The organism is Paraburkholderia sp. JHI2823 (assembly GCF_038900695.1).
Classification (GTDB): domain Bacteria; phylum Pseudomonadota; class Gammaproteobacteria; order Burkholderiales; family Burkholderiaceae; genus Paraburkholderia; species Paraburkholderia mimosarum.
This window is the reverse complement of the sequence record NZ_JAYMRY010000022.1, coordinates 73,663-89,447: the sequence shown is the minus strand read 5'-3', so window position 1 is coordinate 89,447 and position 15,785 is coordinate 73,663. Positions and strand designations below refer to the sequence as shown.

The 15,785-nt window shown below is 65.7% G+C and carries 13 protein-coding genes; 6 read left to right on the top strand and 7 right to left on the bottom strand.

The genetic code is table 11. The features are described from left to right. The first annotated feature begins 37 nt into the window (after positions 1-37). From VSR34_RS22720 to VSR34_RS22705, 4 genes are all read left to right on the top strand, one after another. Positions 38-1,180 (top strand): porin, encoded by a 1,143-nt coding sequence (locus VSR34_RS22720; protein WP_028212429.1) that lies wholly within the window; start codon positions 38-40, stop codon positions 1,178-1,180. A gap of 212 nt (positions 1,181-1,392) precedes the next feature. Then, entirely contained in the window at positions 1,393-2,712 is a 1,320-nt protein-coding gene (locus VSR34_RS22715; RefSeq protein ID WP_042289944.1) for an MFS transporter, read from the top strand. A 39-nt stretch (positions 2,713-2,751) separates the two neighbouring features. Beyond that, positions 2,752-4,041: an aromatic ring-hydroxylating dioxygenase subunit alpha gene (locus VSR34_RS22710; protein ID WP_028212430.1), complete on the top strand. Its 1,290-nt coding sequence runs from the start codon at positions 2,752-2,754 to the stop codon at positions 4,039-4,041. Between the two features lie 586 nt (positions 4,042-4,627). Further along, positions 4,628-5,374, top strand: a complete 747-nt coding sequence (locus VSR34_RS22705; RefSeq protein WP_042289940.1) for a GntR family transcriptional regulator — start codon at positions 4,628-4,630, stop codon at positions 5,372-5,374. A 74-nt stretch (positions 5,375-5,448) separates the two neighbouring features. Here the strand turns inward: VSR34_RS22705 and VSR34_RS22700 are convergent, their stop codons facing one another. From VSR34_RS22700 to VSR34_RS22670, 7 genes are read right to left on the bottom strand one after another with little or no spacing between them, the layout of a single operon-like run. Beyond that, positions 5,449-6,783, bottom strand: coding sequence for a 3-hydroxyacyl-CoA dehydrogenase NAD-binding domain-containing protein (locus VSR34_RS22700; RefSeq protein WP_342963617.1), 1,335 nt, complete (start codon positions 6,781-6,783; stop codon positions 5,449-5,451). A 13-nt stretch (positions 6,784-6,796) separates the two neighbouring features. Further along, on the bottom strand, positions 6,797-7,600 hold the full coding sequence (locus VSR34_RS22695; protein WP_028230944.1) for a crotonase/enoyl-CoA hydratase family protein: 804 nt from the start codon (positions 7,598-7,600) through the stop codon (positions 6,797-6,799). A gap of 31 nt (positions 7,601-7,631) precedes the next feature. Next, complete coding sequence (locus tag VSR34_RS22690; protein ID WP_342963616.1) at positions 7,632-8,621, bottom strand: PDR/VanB family oxidoreductase; 990 nt, start codon at positions 8,619-8,621, stop codon at positions 7,632-7,634. A gap of 24 nt (positions 8,622-8,645) precedes the next feature. After that, complete coding sequence (locus VSR34_RS22685; RefSeq protein WP_342963615.1) at positions 8,646-9,884, bottom strand: aromatic ring-hydroxylating dioxygenase subunit alpha; 1,239 nt, start codon at positions 9,882-9,884, stop codon at positions 8,646-8,648. A 2-nt stretch (positions 9,885-9,886) separates the two neighbouring features. Beyond that, the gene (locus VSR34_RS22680; RefSeq protein WP_028230941.1) at positions 9,887-10,891 is read right to left on the bottom strand and encodes an amidohydrolase family protein; all 1,005 of its coding nucleotides are present in this window, start codon (positions 10,889-10,891) and stop codon (positions 9,887-9,889) included. Between the two features lie 56 nt (positions 10,892-10,947). Then, positions 10,948-11,328, bottom strand: a complete 381-nt coding sequence (locus tag VSR34_RS22675) for a RidA family protein (protein WP_342963614.1) — start codon at positions 11,326-11,328, stop codon at positions 10,948-10,950. Between the two features lie 38 nt (positions 11,329-11,366). Continuing rightward, the gene (locus VSR34_RS22670; RefSeq protein ID WP_342963613.1) at positions 11,367-12,110 is read right to left on the bottom strand and encodes a GntR family transcriptional regulator; all 744 of its coding nucleotides are present in this window, start codon (positions 12,108-12,110) and stop codon (positions 11,367-11,369) included. Positions 12,111-12,424: 314 nt separating this feature from the next. Between VSR34_RS22670 and VSR34_RS22665 the strand changes: the two genes are divergently transcribed. After that, positions 12,425-14,584 (top strand): acetate--CoA ligase family protein, encoded by a 2,160-nt coding sequence (locus VSR34_RS22665; RefSeq protein ID WP_342963612.1) that lies wholly within the window; start codon positions 12,425-12,427, stop codon positions 14,582-14,584. A gap of 16 nt (positions 14,585-14,600) precedes the next feature. Continuing rightward, on the top strand, positions 14,601-15,782 hold the full coding sequence (locus VSR34_RS22660) for an acyl-CoA dehydrogenase family protein (protein WP_342963611.1): 1,182 nt from the start codon (positions 14,601-14,603) through the stop codon (positions 15,780-15,782). Positions 15,783-15,785: the final 3 nt, after the last annotated feature.

Here is a 15,785-nt window from a genome sequence, read left to right as displayed (position 1 = left end):
GCGGGCGCCAACGCCCGCAACACACGGAGATCGTCAAGTGAAGAAGAAGGTATTGGCGGGCGCGATAGCGGCCGCAATCGCGGGAGGCGCGCACGCGCAAAGCAGTGTGACGCTGTACGGGATCATCAGCGATGGCCTCACCTATGTGAACAACGCGGGCGGCCACTCGCTAGTCAAGCTCGATGACGGCATCAACCAGGCATCGCGCTGGGGCCTGCGCGGCGTCGAGGATCTCGGCGGCGGCCTGAAGACGATCTTCACCCTGGAGAACGGCTTTTCGCTGAACACGGGCACCGCGAGCCACGGCGGCGCGCTCTTCGGGCGCCGCGCTTTCGTGGGGCTGCAGAGCACGACGTTCGGTACGCTGATCGCCGGCTACGATTACGATTTCATCTACGACTACGTCTCTTACTACACCAACGTCTCGCAGTTCGCGCCGTCCTACGCGTTCCACGGTGCTTACGACATCGACCGTCTCGCGGGCGAGCCGGTGAGCAACATGGTGCGCTACGAAACGCCGACCTGGCACGGCGTCACGGCGGGCGTGATGTACGGCTTCAGCAACATTCCGGGCGCCTTCGCGGGCACGCCGACGGGCAACCCGCGCGTGATTAGCGCGGGCGTGAAGTTCAGCCCGACCGGCACGTTCAACGCGCCTTACTCGGGGTCGCTCACGTACACGAAGACGCAAGGCGGCAACGCGGCGCGCGGCGTGGGCACGATGGCGCAGGTCGCGCTCAATGCGCAATCGATCTATACGATCGCGGCGGGCGGCATGTATAGCCTGACCGATGCGTGGTCGATCAACGGCGTGTACACCTACACCAATGCTTCGCACAGCCCGCGCGGCGTGGTGACCGTGAGCGCCTATGAACTGGGGACGAGCTACCGGTTCGGACCGGCGCTGACGGTGGGGGGTGGCTTCACGTACGTGGACCAGCACAAGCTCGGCAAGTACGACCTCTACACGGCGGGCGTGGACTATCGGCTCTCGAAGCGCACCGACGTCTATGTGTTCGGTGTCTTGCAGCACGCCTTCGCGGGCCAGAAGTTCGCGGACAACTTCCTTGTCTCGACGCCGTACTCGGTGCCGGGCCCGGGCGGCTCGCTGTTCGGCAACAACGCCTCGACCACGGCCAACCAGCTGGCTGTGCAGGTCGGTATCCGCCACCTCTTCTGACGTTTTCGCGACGCGCCGGTGAAGGGAATGAGAGCCTGGAATCCGGCGCATTTTTTTAGGTATCCTATCTGACACGTGAGGTAGTTCAGGCTGGCTTGTTTGTGTGCCCGCCATTGACGCCTGGAGGCGACGGGTTCATGGAAAACGTCGGAAAAGCACTGCCCGCTGTTGGGGTCAAGAGCGGATCGAGGTATCGTGCATGGCTCCTGTTGATGTTGAGCCTTATCTACGCATCGAGTTTCATCGATCGCATTTTCATCGCTGTGGTAGGGCAGTCGATCAAGGTCGACATGAACCTGAGCGACCTGCAGATTGGGGTTCTGGGCGGCCTCGCTTTCTCGCTGTTCTACGCGACGCTGGGCATCCCGATGGCCCGGCTCGCCGACCGGATGAGCCGCGTTACGCTGATATCCCTGTCGATTGCGGCATGGTCGGTGATGACCGTGCTGTGCGGCATGGCGGGCAATTTCGCGCAGTTGCTGCTGTACCGGCTTGGCGTCGGTATCGGTGAAGCTGGCAGCACGCCCACGGCGCATTCGCTGATCTCGGACGAGTTCCCCGAGGGACGCCGCGCCACCGCCATGGCCATCTATGCGCTCGGTCCTCCCCTGGGCGCGATCGGGGGCGCGATCGGCGGGGGCATGATTGCACAGCATTTCGGCTGGCGTCCGGCCTTCTGGGTCGTCGGCGTGCCGGGCCTGATCCTCGCCGTCATTGCGTACCTCAGCCTGCGCGAGCCCGAACGAGGTGCCATGGACCGAATTTCCACCGTCGAAGCACAGCGCAATGCCTCGTTGGGCACCATCGCTGCGATCCTCTTGCGTAGCCCGTTGTTCGTGCAACTGCTGCTGGGAACGGTAGTCGGTGCGTTTGCCCAGTACGGCATCAACCTGTTCATTCCTGCGTATCTGACGCGTGAATTCGGCCTGAATGCAGCGCAGGCCGGCATGACGTTTGGTCTCACAATCGGCGTTGGGGGCGCGATCGGCACGACGCTCGGCGGATGGATTGCCGACAGGGCCGGAGCCAGCGACAAGCGCTGGTACGCCTGGGTGCCGGCCTGGGGCACGCTGCTTGGGCTCGTCCCAGTCTCCCTCGCGTTCATGCAGTCCGACTGGCATATCGCGGCGGCGTTGCTGTTTGTCGCCACGATCCTGCTGAGCTCCTGGAACGGCCCGACATTCGCTGCGATCCACGGCCTCGTTGCGCCGCGCATGCGCGCCACGACTTCGGCGTTCGTATTTCTGATGATGAACTTCATCGGCCAGGGTGGAGGTCCGACTTTCATTGGATTCCTTAGCGATCGCATTGCCACGCATCTGTTCACGGACGGTGATTATTCGAAGGTTTGCCGGATCCCGCATGGCGCTCATGGTGCGTTCGGGGCGGTGGCGAACTCGCCGCTCGCGCATGCCTGTGCGGATGCCTCGTCGAGAGGTCTGCGCTACGCGATGCTCGCTATGAGCTTGCTCCTCTTATGGGCGGCGTTCCACTACTTTCGCGCCGTGCGCCACGTCGACAAATCGCGTTGATCCAGACGTCGTCCAGTCACAACTACGAGCGAAATCATCATGCTTACCGAAGAACAGAATCGCCAGCTCACCGAGGTTGGGCCAGGCACGCCGATGGGCGAGTTGATGCGCCGGCACTGGCACCCGATCGCCGGCATTGACGAACTCGAGCGCGAGACGATCAAGCCCGTGCGCCTGCTTGGCGAGGAACTGGTTCTTTACAAGGACATGGGCGGACACTACGGCCTGATGGAGCGCTACTGCGCGCATCGCGGCGCCGACCTGGCATACGGCTTTGTCGAGGAACACGGTCTGCGCTGCAACTATCACGGCTGGCAATACGATCATGGCGGCCGGTGCGTCGCGCAGCCTTACCAGGACCTGGTGGCGCCGCAGGGCACCATGCGCGAGCGGATCAGGCTGAAGGCCTATGAAGTCCGTGCGTGCGCCGGCTTGCTGTGGGCCTATCTCGGTCCTCAACCGGCGCCTCAGCTTCCGGATTGGGAACCGTTCCACTGGCGCAATGGCTTCGTGCAGGTGGCATTCGCGAACGTGCCCTGCAACTGGCTGCAGACTCAGGAAAATTCCATCGATCCACTGCATTTCGAGTGGATGCACGCCAACTGGGGACGTCGCCTGCGCGGTGAGCGCGATTATGCACCGGCGCATCTCAAGGTGGCGTTCGAGGAATTCGCGCACGGCTTCATCTATCGCCGTGTGACCGAGGATACTGACGAATCGCATCCGCTCTGGACGGCTGGTCGTGTCTGCCTCTGGCCCAACGGATTCTTCCTCGGGGATCACTTCGAGTGGCGGGTGCCCATCGACGACGAAAATACGCTCAATGTGACCTGGTCGTATATACGCGTGCCCCGCGAAGCCGAGCCCTATGTCCAGGAGAGTATTCCGACCTGGCACGCGCCGGTCACGGATCCCCAGACCGGAAAATGGATCAGCTCGCACGTGATCAACCAGGACATCATCGCCTGGTGCGGACAGGGGCGCATCGCAGACCGTACCCGCGAAAACCTGGCCGCCAGCGACGCGGGCATCTTGATGATTCGCCGGCAGTACTTCCGGGACATGGAAGCCGTAGCGCAGGGGCGTGATCCGAAGGGCGTGCTGCGGGAGCCTGCCGCCGCGCAGGGCATTGCGTTGCCCTGCGGAGACTGGCGAGATTTCTTCGCGAACAGCCTGCCTCGCAGCGAGTATGAGCGTCATCCCAAGTGGAGCAAGCTACTGCATCACTTCCTGTTCCATCCGGGGCAGCCCCAGGCAGTCCGCCGCGCGTGCGAAGCGGCCACTGGGGTGATGATGAAAGATGTCGAAAGCGCGGCCGTGGCGGTTTGACGTTGTCCATGGGCTCGACCCAGGCGCCTACGCGCTGATGTCGCTTATCCAGGCCGCGGTTGTCGCAGCCGCGGCGCATGCCCCGGAGAGCACGCTGATCGGTGGCGGATCGTCGATCGAAGCGTCCCGTCTCCCGGCAGATTTCGTGTCCCATCGGAGGCACTTAGTCCTGGCGTGCATTCCATCAGCGCCAGAGCGAGCATGCACTTCTACGAAGGCCATTGAGCCAGGGTGATGCGACGGTGCACATCCGAACGGACCCTCGAATCCGGCGCATGTTTTTTGGATCACTGATTGAATGCCGACAAAGGAAGCCTGCCACGAACGGGCTTTTTGGCGTCTTGCGTCGCTTGTGCGGGCCCACACCGAACTCGCAGTTGCGTTCGAAGACATTGGCCGCCTGTCCCCAATTGCCGCGTGCGAAGTGGAGGACTCGATGAGGGCCTCTAGCGCAGCCCAGGCGCCGCATTGGGGTAACACACAGTTGGGCGTTTGGTATACCTCCAAGGTATGATATGCATTTTGAACGCCGCTGGCCGCATCGCGCCGCCAGCGCGGCCCTTCGAACCCAACAGTCAGCCATTCAATGAGTCAGCCACCCAAACTGAGCCGTTCGGCCGAAATCAAGGCGCTCCTGGAATCGGAAATCGAGCGAGGCGAACTCGTGCCCGGCGCGGCGCTCGACGAGCGCGCGCTCGCGGCGCGCTTCAACGTCTCGCGTACGCCCATCCGCGAGGCGCTCCAGCAGCTCGCCGCGCAGCAGTACGTGCAGATCGTGCCGCGCCAGGGCGTGTTCGTGACCAAGATGACGGTCCCGCAGCTGCGCGACATGCTCGAACTCCTGCACGAGCTGGAAGCCGTTTCGGCGCGCCTCGCCGCCCGCCGCATGAACGACGAGCAGCGCGTCGAGCTGCAGCGCACGATCGACGAAGGCGTGGAGGCGCTGAACCAGAGCGACGCCCGCCGTTTCGCGCGCAGCAACGCCGAATTCCACGAAGTGATTTGCCAGGCATGTCATAACGATTATCTGGCCGAGCAGATCCGCGCGATCCGGCGCCTGATCTCGCGCTACCGTCCCAAGCTCTTTCTCGCGCCGAGCCGCCGCGAGAAGGTCATCGCCGATCACCAGCGCCTCGCGCAGGCGCTGCTCTCGGGCGACGAGGCAACCGCCGAGGAAGTCATGGCCCAGCATTCGCCGGGCGGCGACGCGGGCTTTTCCGAATTCCTCGCCACACTGCCCGCGGAGTTTTTCAACGACGCGCCGATGGTTCATTCGCGCGAGGCCGCTGCGGTGGAAACAGGTCCGGTCAACGGCGAGCACGACGAAGAATGATCGAGCGAGGCGGGTGGTCCGCCTCGCTCGATGCACAGAACGCGCCCTGCAAGCGGGCGCGCCAGGGGAAGCGATCAAAGGTCGGCGAAGCGGCCGTTTCGGGCCGCGAGCTTTTCGAGCAGTGGCGCCGGCTTCCACCAGTAGCCATACGCTTCGTAAAGTCGCTTGACGTCCTCGTAGACGTTCGCGAGGCCGATCTGGTCCGCGTAGTACATGGGGCCGCCGCGATGCGCGGGAAACCCGTAGCCCGTCACGTACACCACGTCGATGTCGCTGGCGCGCAGGGCAATGCCCTGTTCCAGCAGCTTCGCGCCTTCGTTGATCATGCCGTACACGCAGCGCTTGACGATCTCTTCGGCGGAAATCGGGCGGCGCGTGATGCCAAGGCGCGCCGACTCCTCCACGATGAAGCGCTCGAGTTCCTCGTCGCGCTGCGGCTCGCGGCTGCCAGGCTCGTAGCGATACCAGCCCTTGCCGCTCTTCTGGCCGAGGCGCCCCATCTCCACTAGCTTCATGATGAGATCGTTCCAGCGGCGGTCGGTGGGGCGCGTCGCCATCTGCGCCTTGCGCGTCTGGTAGCCCACATCGTTGCCGGCCATGTCGTGCACCGCGAAAATGCCCATCGCGTAGCCGAAATCCTTGAGCGCCGCATCGACCTCGTGCGGCAGCGCGCCGTCTTCGACAAGAAAGTGCGCTTCGCGGTTGTAATTGCGAAAGAGCGCATTGCCGATGAAGCCCGGATAGATGCGCGCGAGGACCGATACCTTGCCCATGCGGCGGCCGAGATCCATGAGCGTGGCGATCACGTCGTCGGCGGTTTGCGCGGCGCGCACGACTTCGAGCAGGCGCATGACGTGGGCGGGGCTGAAGAAGTGCGCGCCCACCACATCGGCGGGGCGCTTCATCACGGCGGCGATTTCGTCGATGTCGAGACCCGACGTGTTGGTGGCGAGTACGGCGCCCGGTTTTGCGTGGACGTCGAGCTCGCGGAAGATGCCTTGCTTGAGCGCGAGGTCTTCGAACACCGCTTCGATCACGATATCGGCGTCTTTTACGTCGGCAATCGCGAGGGAGCCCGTGATGCGCGCGAGGCGCTCGTCGCGCAAGGCGGGGTCGAGCTTGCCGCGCTTCACGCTGCTCTCGTAGTTGTCGCGGATGCGGGCGAGGCCGCGCGCGAGGCCATCCGCGGTCGCGTCGATGAGCGTGACGGGAATGCCCGCGGCGACCAGCGCCATGGCAATGCCGCCGCCCATGGTGCCCGCGCCGATCACGGCGGCCTGCGCGATGGGTCGCGGCGTGGCATTGCCGACGGGAATCTGCGCGGCCGTTTTCTCGGCCGCCTTCACATGCGCAAGCGCCGCTTCACGCGCCGCTGCCTCCTGCGGATCCAGTTCGTTTGCTGCATTCATGGCTTGGTGCACCTCATGCGTTGGTCTTGTGAGCGTCAGGACGTTCGAGCGGCTTCGCCTTGCCGTCCACGAATTCCTGCAAGCGTTTTGCGGTTTCGGGCGAGCGCGCCATGTTCGAGCTCATGTATTCGAGGAAGAGGCCGTCCTCGTGCGAGAGGTCGTTCACGCGCGGCAGCAGGTTGGTGATGCGCCAGTTCGTGTCGGGTGCGTTCTGCGCGATTTTCGCGGCGAGTTCCTTCGCCTTGGCGAGCGCTTCGCCCGCGGGCGTGACATAGGTGACGATATGCTCGCGCAAGCCCTCTTCGGCCGAGAGCAGGCGGCCCGTGAGCATCAGATCCGCCATGACGGTGTAGCCGATCACGCGCTGGATGCGCACCGTGCCCCCGCCGCCCACGAAAATGCCGCGCTGGCCTTCGGGCAGGCCGAAGAACGCGGTCGTGTCGCCCACGCGCACGTGTGCGGCGGTGGCGAGTTCGAGGCCGCCGCCCACCACGGCGCCGTGCAGGGCAGCGACGAATGGAATGGGCCCCCGCGCGATGATGTCGAACACTTCGTGCCACGAGTGGCGCCGGCGCTTGCGCGGCGGCGCGCTCTGGCCGCTCGCGCGCGCGAGCGCTTCGCGCAGATCGAGGCCCGCGCTGAAGTTGCCGCCGTGCCCGAACAGCACGCCAACGTCGGCCTCTTCGCCCGCGCGCAGCACGGCGGCGCGCAACTGCGCGATCACGTCTTCGTTGATGGCGTTGCGCTTGTCGGGGCGGTTCAGCCCGATCAGCGCGACCTGGCCATCGAGTTCATAGGTAACCAGCATTTCGCTCATTCTGGATTCCGCTTCAATTTCGTTAGAGGTATTAAAGGTCGAGCACGAGGCGCCCGCTCTTGCAGCGCGACACGCAGACCTGCATGACCTTGCCCCCCGCCTTCTCCGCTTCGGAAAGGTAGGTGTCGCGGTGGTCGATCTCGCCGCTGCACACGTTGGTCGTGCACAGGCCGCAGTAGCCCGAGCGGCAGTCGTACATCACGTCCGTGCCGTTTTCGATGAGCGTGTCGAGCAGCGATTTTTCGGCGGGCACGGTGAGCCGCTTGCCTGACGACTTCAGTTCGACTTCGAAGGCCGTGTCGCCTTCCTGAGGCGCGGCCTCGGTGAACAGTTCGTAGTGCAGATCGCCCTCGTGCCAGCCGCGCTTGCGCGCCGCCGCGAGCACCGCGTCGATCATGCCTGCCGGACCGCAAACATAGATCGGCTGGTTCACCTGCGCGCCGTCGAGCAACGCGTCGATCGAGAGGCACGTGGCGGGATCGTCGTCGGCGTGCAGCGTGAGCTTGTCGCCCGCGAGCGCGCGCAGTTCATCCACGAAGGGCAGCGCCTCGCGCGAGCGCCCGCTGAAATGGAGCGCGTAGTCGCGCTGCTGCGCGGCCAGCGCGCTCGCCATCGAGATGATCGGCGTAATGCCGATGCCGCCCGCGACGAGCAGCACGCGCGGCGGCGCGGCAAGCGGGAAGTGGTTGACGGGCGCGCGCGCGCAGAGCGTCGCGCCGACCGCCAGCGCGTGCATGTGGCGCGAGCCGCCGCGGCCTTCGTCCTCACGGCGAATGCCGAGCCGGTACGCCCGCACGCCGTTGCGCGGATCGACGGCGGGGTCGAGATGGATCAGCGAATACGAGCGCCACTGCGGCGCGCCGCCCGCCGTCGCGGAAGGAATCTCGACCTGGAGGTGCGCGCCCGGCTCGAAGCCGGGTAGCAGCGCGCCGTCGTGGGCTTCGAGCGTGATCGACTTGATGAGCGAAGTCGGGGCGTCGATCGCGGCGACGCGCAGCGTGAGAAGCAGGGGAGCAAGCATCGAAGTCATTCCGGCAACATGGGATCAGGCAGTCTCGACCAGCGAGCGCCAGTCGGCGTCCGCGGGCAGCACGCCGCCAATGGAAATCGCACGCGAATAGTCCAGCTCGGGGCTGTCCGCGAGCGTGGGCGTTTTGCCGGCCATGAACTCGCGCGCCGATTTGAGCAGTTGCGCACGCACGCGCAGCACGGCGCCGTCGGCGGAGCAGAGTTGCTCGGTGGTGCGGTCGGCGATGGGGCCTTGACCGAGGAACATCGCGAAGTCTTCGGTGCCCAGATGCTGGTGGAAGCCCGTGGCATGGCCGCGCCTCATGAGATCGCGGTTCTGGCCGAAGCCGGTTTCGCGCGTGCCCGGCGGCAGCGGCGGGAAATTCCAGACATCGGGCGTGGCCGACATCACCGTCATGCCGAGCTTGCGCGTGGGGTTGAAATGCACGAACCAGGCACGGTGCGTAACATCGTCCACGGGCGTCGAGAAGAACACCGTGCTCGGGCTGTTCGCATCGGGTGCGCAGATGATGCCGTACCACGGCATCACGAAGTTGTTCACGCGCGCGTAGACCTTATCGTCGGGCAGGTCGCGCAGCGCCGCGTAGCGATAGCCGTACGGGCGCTCCTCGAATTCGAGGCGGGGCGCGAGCGCCTTCGTCATGTGCATGCGTTCGTTGCCGCCGCCCGCCGTGATCTGCGTGGTCGATTCGTGCAGCACGCCCACGTGCGACGAGTCCATGGAAGCTTCCACGCCCTGCACCCAGTTGGTCGGCACTTCGACGCTCGTGACCGAGCGCTGGTTGGCGGGCAGCTGCGTGAACGGGAGGTCGGGAAAGCGCGGCGGCGTGTCGCCCTTGCCGAGCCACACCCACACGATGCCGCCGCGATCTTCCACGCCGTACTGGCTCGTCTTCACGCGCTTGCAGAACTGCGCCTGGTCGCCCACCTGGTTCGGCGCCTCGATCACCTCGCCCTGCACGTTCATTTTCCAGCCGTGGTAGATGCAGCGCAGGCCGTTGTTCTCGTTGCGCGCCATCATCATCGATGTCTTGCGGTGCGGGCAAAGCTCGTCGATCAGGCCGGCTTTGCCGTCGGTCGTGCGAAACGCCACGTAGTTGCTGCCCAGCAGGCGCACCAGCACGGGCGCACCGTCTGCCTCCAGCTTTGCCGAGGGCACGGCCGGAATCCAGTAGTGCTGGCGGATCATTTCGCCCATGGGCGCGCCGTTTTCGACGCGCGTGAGCAATTCGTTTTCTTCGGCGGTCATGGCCATGTTCAGGCCTCCTGATAGTGGCGGAACGCGCGCGGATAGACGCGCTGGCAGTTGCATTCGAACACGTTGCGGCGCTGTTCTTCGGTGAGCCATTCGATGCTTTCGATCACCGGCTTCATGTCGTCGTAATCGCGGCCCGAGATCGGGTCGCGCGCGCTGCCGGTGCCCGGCTTTTCGGTGCCGAACAGCACGTTGTCGGTGCCGGCCACCTTGAGCAGCAGGTCGATCGATTCCTTCGAGTAATTGCAGGTGTCGAAGTAGAGCTTGCGCAGTTGCTCGTCGAAGCTTTGCGGATGGTTACGGCGCACGGCCCACGAACGAAAGCGGCCCATCTGGTAGGGAATCGCGCCGCCGCCGTGGCCGACCACGATCTTCAGGTTCGGGAATTTCTGGAAGACATCCGATTCGAGCAGCGAGATGACCGCGATGTTTTCTTCGTTGATGAACTTCAGCGTGTACGACTCGCGCGGGCTGCAGCTGCCGGCCGAGTGGATCAGCGCGGGCACGTCGAGCGCCGTCATCGCCTCATAGAGCGGATACCAGAACGGATCGCCGAGCCCCGCTGGCGTCGGGCCTTCGCCTTCGGTCGGGTCCGGGTTCAGCAGGCATCCCACAAAGCCCAGCTCGTTCACGCAGCGCTCGAGTTCGGCCACGACGCGCACTTCCGGCGACTCGTTCATGAATTGCGGCAGGCCCGCCACGCCGCGGAAGCGGTCGGGGAACATCGCGACGAAGCGCGCGATCAGGTCGTTGCAGTGGCGCGACCATAGCTCGGCCACGCGCGCCGGCTTCACCGAATGCATCTGCAGATAGGGGCGCGGCGAGATGAACTGCACGTCGGTGCCGACCGAGTCCATGCTGCGCACGAGTTCTTCGGCGACCTTGCGCACCGAGGCGTCGGGAATGTTGGGCCGGGTGGAGGGGTTGGCGCGGCCGCCGATCAGCTCCGCCATGTAGCGGAAGCTCTCGGGCGGCATGACGACGTGGGCGTGGGAATCGATGATCACGTTGGAACCTTTTCGAATTGAGGGAATGCGTTGCGTTGGAGAAATTGGCGGGCCGCTCAGGACGACGCCACGGCCATGACTTCGAGTTGCAGGACCATGCCGTGCTGAAGGTCGTGCACGACGACATGGCGCGCGGGGCGCTGGGCCGGGTCGGGCCAGCGCACTAGCCAGTGCGCGTTGAGGTGCTCGCGCACGCTGTCGTCTTTCACGTACACAGCGAGCTTGACGACATCCGCGAGCGTGGCGCCGCCCGCGTCGAGAAAGCGTTCGAGGTTGTCGAACGCGAGGCGTGCCTGGTCCGCGGCCGAGGCGGGGAGCTTGCCCGTCGCCGGGTCCTTGCCGGCGATCGCCGACGAGCACAGCACGTTGCCGACGCGTGCGCCCACGGGGATCGGGGCGTTGTGCGCGAGGCCTGGGACGTCGATGGAGCGGGGCATGTTGTCTCCGTGGTAATTGTTCAGGATGACCTGGCTTCTCAGTCGGTGCCGAAGTCGAAAAAGTGACGCGGCACGGCCGCGAGGAACTCGGAAAAGCCGGTGGTGCCCGCGGGAACGTGGCGCCGCATCACGTCGGCGGCCTTCGCTTCGTCGCCGGCCTGGATCGCGCGGGCAATCTCGAAGTGCTCCTGCAGCGAGCGGCTGATCTGGCTGCGGTTGCGCAGGTCGGCCACGCGGTAGCGCGCCGACTGGCGGCGCGCCGCGCGGATCTGATCGGCGAGGCACTCGTTGCGGCTGCCGTCGTAAATGGTGTCGTGAAAGGCCTCGTTGGCGCGGGCGTATTCGCTCGCGTCGCCTTCCACCGCGGCCTGCTGGCACGCCATCAGCGCGCGGTCGAGCGCTTCGTGCAGGGTGTCGCTCGCGCGCCGTGCACAAAAGCGCGCGCACAATGCCTCCAGTTCCCCGATGTATTCGAGCATCGAGCGCACTTTCGCGATGGACAGGCGCGCCACGGTGATGCCCTGGCGCGGCGAAATCAGCACGAGGTCGCGCGCCGCCAGATGCTGAAGCGCCTCGCGCACCGGCGTGCGCGATACGTTGAAACGCGCCGCGAGCGCGCGCTCGTCGATCGGCATACCCGGCGCGAGCTGGCCGGTTTCGATCTCGGCCTGCAGCGTCTCGCGAATGTCGTTCGCGAGACTGGCTCGCATGCGCGGCGCGGCAGCGTGCAGGTCGGGCGCGGCGCCCTGGTGCTCGACGGGCAGATCGACTACAGGTTTCATGGGAGGGCGGGTTTGATCGGTGGTCGGATGCCTAGAATATACCAATGCGAGTTCGTGGTATTCAAGATGGTAATTTTCTTATACATCCTGTCCTGCTGCGGGATAGCCACTTTGTCCGTGCAAAAACTACGCAAAATCAAGTACATATACCGAACGTGCCGGGCCGCGGCAAGTGCGCTAGGGGAAAACACTAGCCATCAAAACCCACCTCTGGTGTATTGAGAATGCGGTTCTGGTATGCCAGAATGGCTACCAATCGAACTGATCCCGGTAAGCCAGCGCCGGGATCGCCAATCAAGAAGAGGCATGACCTGATGAGTAAGTCACTCTCCGAAGCCGATGGCGTGTTGTCCGTCGACCGCGTGCTGAAGCCGCGCTCGATTGCGATCGTCGGCGCTTCCGCCGACCCGCGCTCGTTCGGCAATTTCGTGCTGCAAAACCTGGAGCGCTTCGGCTACGCGGGCGAGGTCCATCTCGTCTCGCGCAGCAGCCAGGAAATCAACGGCCGCCCCTGCGTGAGCAGCGTGGATGCGCTGCCCGAAGGCGTCGATCTCGCCGTGCTCTGCATTCCCGAGGCCGGTGTGCTCGACGCCGTGCGCACGCTGGGCGCGCGGGGCACCGGCGCGGCGGTGATCTTCGCGTCGGGCTATGCCGAAGCCGGAGAAGAAGGCCGTGCGAAGCAGCAGGCGCTGACGGAGGCCGCGAACGCAGCGGGTATCGCGCTCATCGGCCCCAACTGCATGGGCTTCACCAACTTCGAAGCCGGCGTGCCGGTCACCTTCGAGGCGCTCTCGCCGTATCCGTGCGCAGGCCGCAAGGGCGTGGGCGTGGTTGCGCAAAGCGGCGCCATGGCCGCGAATCTGCGCGACGCCTTCATGGGGCGCGGCGTGCCGATCACGGTGGCAGCTTCGACAGGCAACGAAGCCGTGCTGGGCATCGAGGACTATCTCGCCTGGTTCATCGCCGATGCGCAAACGAGCGCGATTGCGGTCTACGCCGAGCAGGTGCGCCGCCCTCAGACCTTCCTCGCGCTGGCGCGCGAAGCGCGCGCGGCGGGCAAGCCGATCGTCATGCTGATGCCGGGCAAGAGCGCGCGGGCGCGCGAAGCGGCACAGTCGCATACGGGCGCGCTGGCGGGCGACCACGCCACGGCGAGCGTGCTGCTCGCCCGCGAAGGCGTGGTGGTGGTCGATTCGCTCGACGAACTGTTCGACACCACGACCATCCTCGCGCGCTTTCCGGTGCCCCCTGCTGCAGGCACCGCCGTGATGACGGCATCGGGCGCGGTGAAGAACATCACGCTCGACTTCGCCGACGACATCGGCCTTGCCTTGCCGCCGCTCACCGAGCCGACCCTGAAGAAGCTCACCGGACTGCTGCCCGACTTCGCCGTGGCGGACAACCCGCTCGACTACACGACCATCGGCGTGCGCAATCCGGGGCTGATCGGCGAGCTGATCGACACCGTGCTCGCTGATCCGAACATCGGCAGCCTCGTGCTCTCGATCATGGGCGGCCCGCCCATCGCCCAGCGCGACAAGGCGGACCACCTCGTGCCGGCGCTTGCGCGCGCAACCAAACCCGCTGTGCTCGCAGTGATGGGCGACAACAACGCGCTGCAGCCGTTCTTTGTCGAGGCGATTGCCCAAAGCGGCGTGCCGTTTTTCCGCTCGCCCGACCGCGCGCTGCGCGCGTGCGCCCGCGTGGCGGCCTATGGCGAATCGCTGCAGCGCGCACAACGTGCGCAAACCGCGCCGCCCCCCGCAATCCCGCTGCCAGGAGGCGTGCCGGCCAACGGCATTTACGCCGAGTATCAGGGCAAGCAATGGCTCGCCGCCGCGGGCCTGCCGGTGCCGCCGGGACGTCTCGCGAAGACGCTGGACGAAGCGCTGAGGATCGCAGATGAAATCGGCTATCCGGTAGTGCTGAAGGCGCAGGCGAGCGAACTGCCGCACAAGAGCGACGTGGGCGGCGTGGTGGTCGGCCTCGCCGATGCGGCCGCGCTGCGCGCCGGCTGGGACAAACTGCACGCGAGCGTGGCCGCGCATCGTCCTGAACTGGAACTCGACGGCGCGCTCGTCGAGGCAATGGGCCCGCGCGGTCTCGAACTCGTGGTGGGCGCGAAGCGCGACGCCGAGTGGGGCCCGGTCGTGCTGGTGGGCCTTGGCGGCATCTGGATCGAGGCGCTCAAGGACGTGCGCCTGATTCCCGCCGACATGGCCGAAGCCGACATCGTCGTGGAACTGCGCCGCCTGAAGGCCGCGGCGCTGCTCGACGGCGTGCGCGGCGCGCAAGGCGTGGACGTGGCCGCCATCGCCAGGGCCGTGGCCGCGATCGGCGCGCAGATGCGTGCGAACGAGGCGATCACCGAAATCGACGTGAACCCGCTCGTCGCGTACCCCGACCGCGTGCTCGCACTCGATGCGCTCGTCGTTTGCGGCTCGCAAGGCGGCCATGGCGGCTCGCACCACTGATAAGGACAATGAATCAATGAGACTGGAATTCTCCGCAGAAGACGAAGCGTTCCGCGCCGAGGTGCGCGAGTTCGTCAGGACGCACCTGTCGCCGCGACTCAAGCGCAAGGCCGAACTGGGCCTGCGGCTGGAGCGCACCGACTATGTCGAGTGGTACACGCACCTTTACGAGCGCGGCTGGATCACGCCGTCGTGGCCGAAGGAAGCGGGCGGCCCGGGCTGGACGCCGCTGCAGCGCTACATCTTCGATGAGGAAACGCTGGTAGGCGGCGCGCCGCGCATCATCGCGAGCGGCATCAACATGCTCGGCCCCGTGCTCAACGCGTTCGGCACGCCTGAGCAGAAGGCACGCTACCTGCCCGGTATCCGCCGCAGCGAAACGTGGTGGGCGCAGGGTTTCACGGAACCGGGCGCGGGCTCGGACCTCGCGAGCGTACGCACGACGGCCGTTCTCGACGGCGACCACTTCGTCGTGAACGGGCACAAGGTGTGGACCTCGTACGCGCATTGGTGCGAGATGATGTTCGCGCTCGTCCGCACCGACCCGCACGCGAAGCCGCAGGAAGGCATCTCGTTCCTGCTCATCGACATGAAATCGCCGGGCGTCGAGCTGCGCCCGATCCGCATGCTCGAAGGCGGCACCGATCTCAACGAGGTCTATCTCGACAACGTGCGCGTGCCCGTCGAAAACCTCGTGGGCGAGCTGAACAAGGGCTGGTCGTACGGCAAGTATCTGCTGGGTCACGAGCGCACCGGCATTGCCGGCATCGGCTCGTGCAAGCAGCAGCTTGCCCGCGCGAAGGCGCTCGGCAAGCAGCAGGGCCTCGCGGGCGATCCGCTCTTCGAGGCGCGCGTGAGCCGCTTCGAGATCGAGTTGATGGCGCTCGAATTCACGGGCCTGCGCATGCTCAGCGCGAACCAGCAAAGCCGCGTGCCGGCCGTGGAGGCATCGATGCTCAAGGTGCGCGGCACCGAGCTGCGCCAGGCGATCTACGCGCTGCTCGCGGATATCGCCGGTCCCGAAGGCATTGCGTTCGACGAAGCCGCGCTGCTCGACCAGGCGGGCCACGAACCGCCGAGCCCCGAGGAGCTCATCGCCGTCGCGGCCAATTACTTCGACGCGCGCAAGCTGTCGATTTACGGCGGCACGAACGAAGTGCAGCGCAACCTGATCAGCCGCGCGTTCTTCAACGCCTGAAGC

What these genes read in the sequence shown, in the direction of transcription:
- VSR34_RS22715 (WP_042289944.1), top strand. Translation starts at nt 1,393, where the DNA reads ATGTTGAGCCTTATCTACGCATCGAGTTTCATCGATCGCATTTTCATC.
- VSR34_RS22710 (WP_028212430.1), top strand. Translation starts at nt 2,752, where the DNA reads ATGCTTACCGAAGAACAGAATCGCCAGCTCACCGAGGTTGGGCCAGGC.
- VSR34_RS22705 (WP_042289940.1), top strand. Translation starts at nt 4,628, where the DNA reads ATGAGTCAGCCACCCAAACTGAGCCGTTCGGCCGAAATCAAGGCGCTC.
- VSR34_RS22700 (WP_342963617.1), bottom strand. Translation starts at nt 6,783, where the DNA reads ATGAATGCAGCAAACGAACTGGATCCGCAGGAGGCAGCGGCGCGTGAA.
- VSR34_RS22695 (WP_028230944.1), bottom strand. Translation starts at nt 7,600, where the DNA reads ATGAGCGAAATGCTGGTTACCTATGAACTCGATGGCCAGGTCGCGCTG.
- VSR34_RS22690 (WP_342963616.1), bottom strand. Translation starts at nt 8,621, where the DNA reads ATGCTTGCTCCCCTGCTTCTCACGCTGCGCGTCGCCGCGATCGACGCC.
- VSR34_RS22685 (WP_342963615.1), bottom strand. Translation starts at nt 9,884, where the DNA reads ATGGCCATGACCGCCGAAGAAAACGAATTGCTCACGCGCGTCGAAAAC.
- VSR34_RS22675 (WP_342963614.1), bottom strand. Translation starts at nt 11,328, where the DNA reads ATGCCCCGCTCCATCGACGTCCCAGGCCTCGCGCACAACGCCCCGATC.
- VSR34_RS22670 (WP_342963613.1), bottom strand. Translation starts at nt 12,110, where the DNA reads ATGAAACCTGTAGTCGATCTGCCCGTCGAGCACCAGGGCGCCGCGCCC.
- VSR34_RS22665 (WP_342963612.1), top strand. Translation starts at nt 12,425, where the DNA reads ATGAGTAAGTCACTCTCCGAAGCCGATGGCGTGTTGTCCGTCGACCGC.
- VSR34_RS22660 (WP_342963611.1), top strand. Translation starts at nt 14,601, where the DNA reads ATGAGACTGGAATTCTCCGCAGAAGACGAAGCGTTCCGCGCCGAGGTG.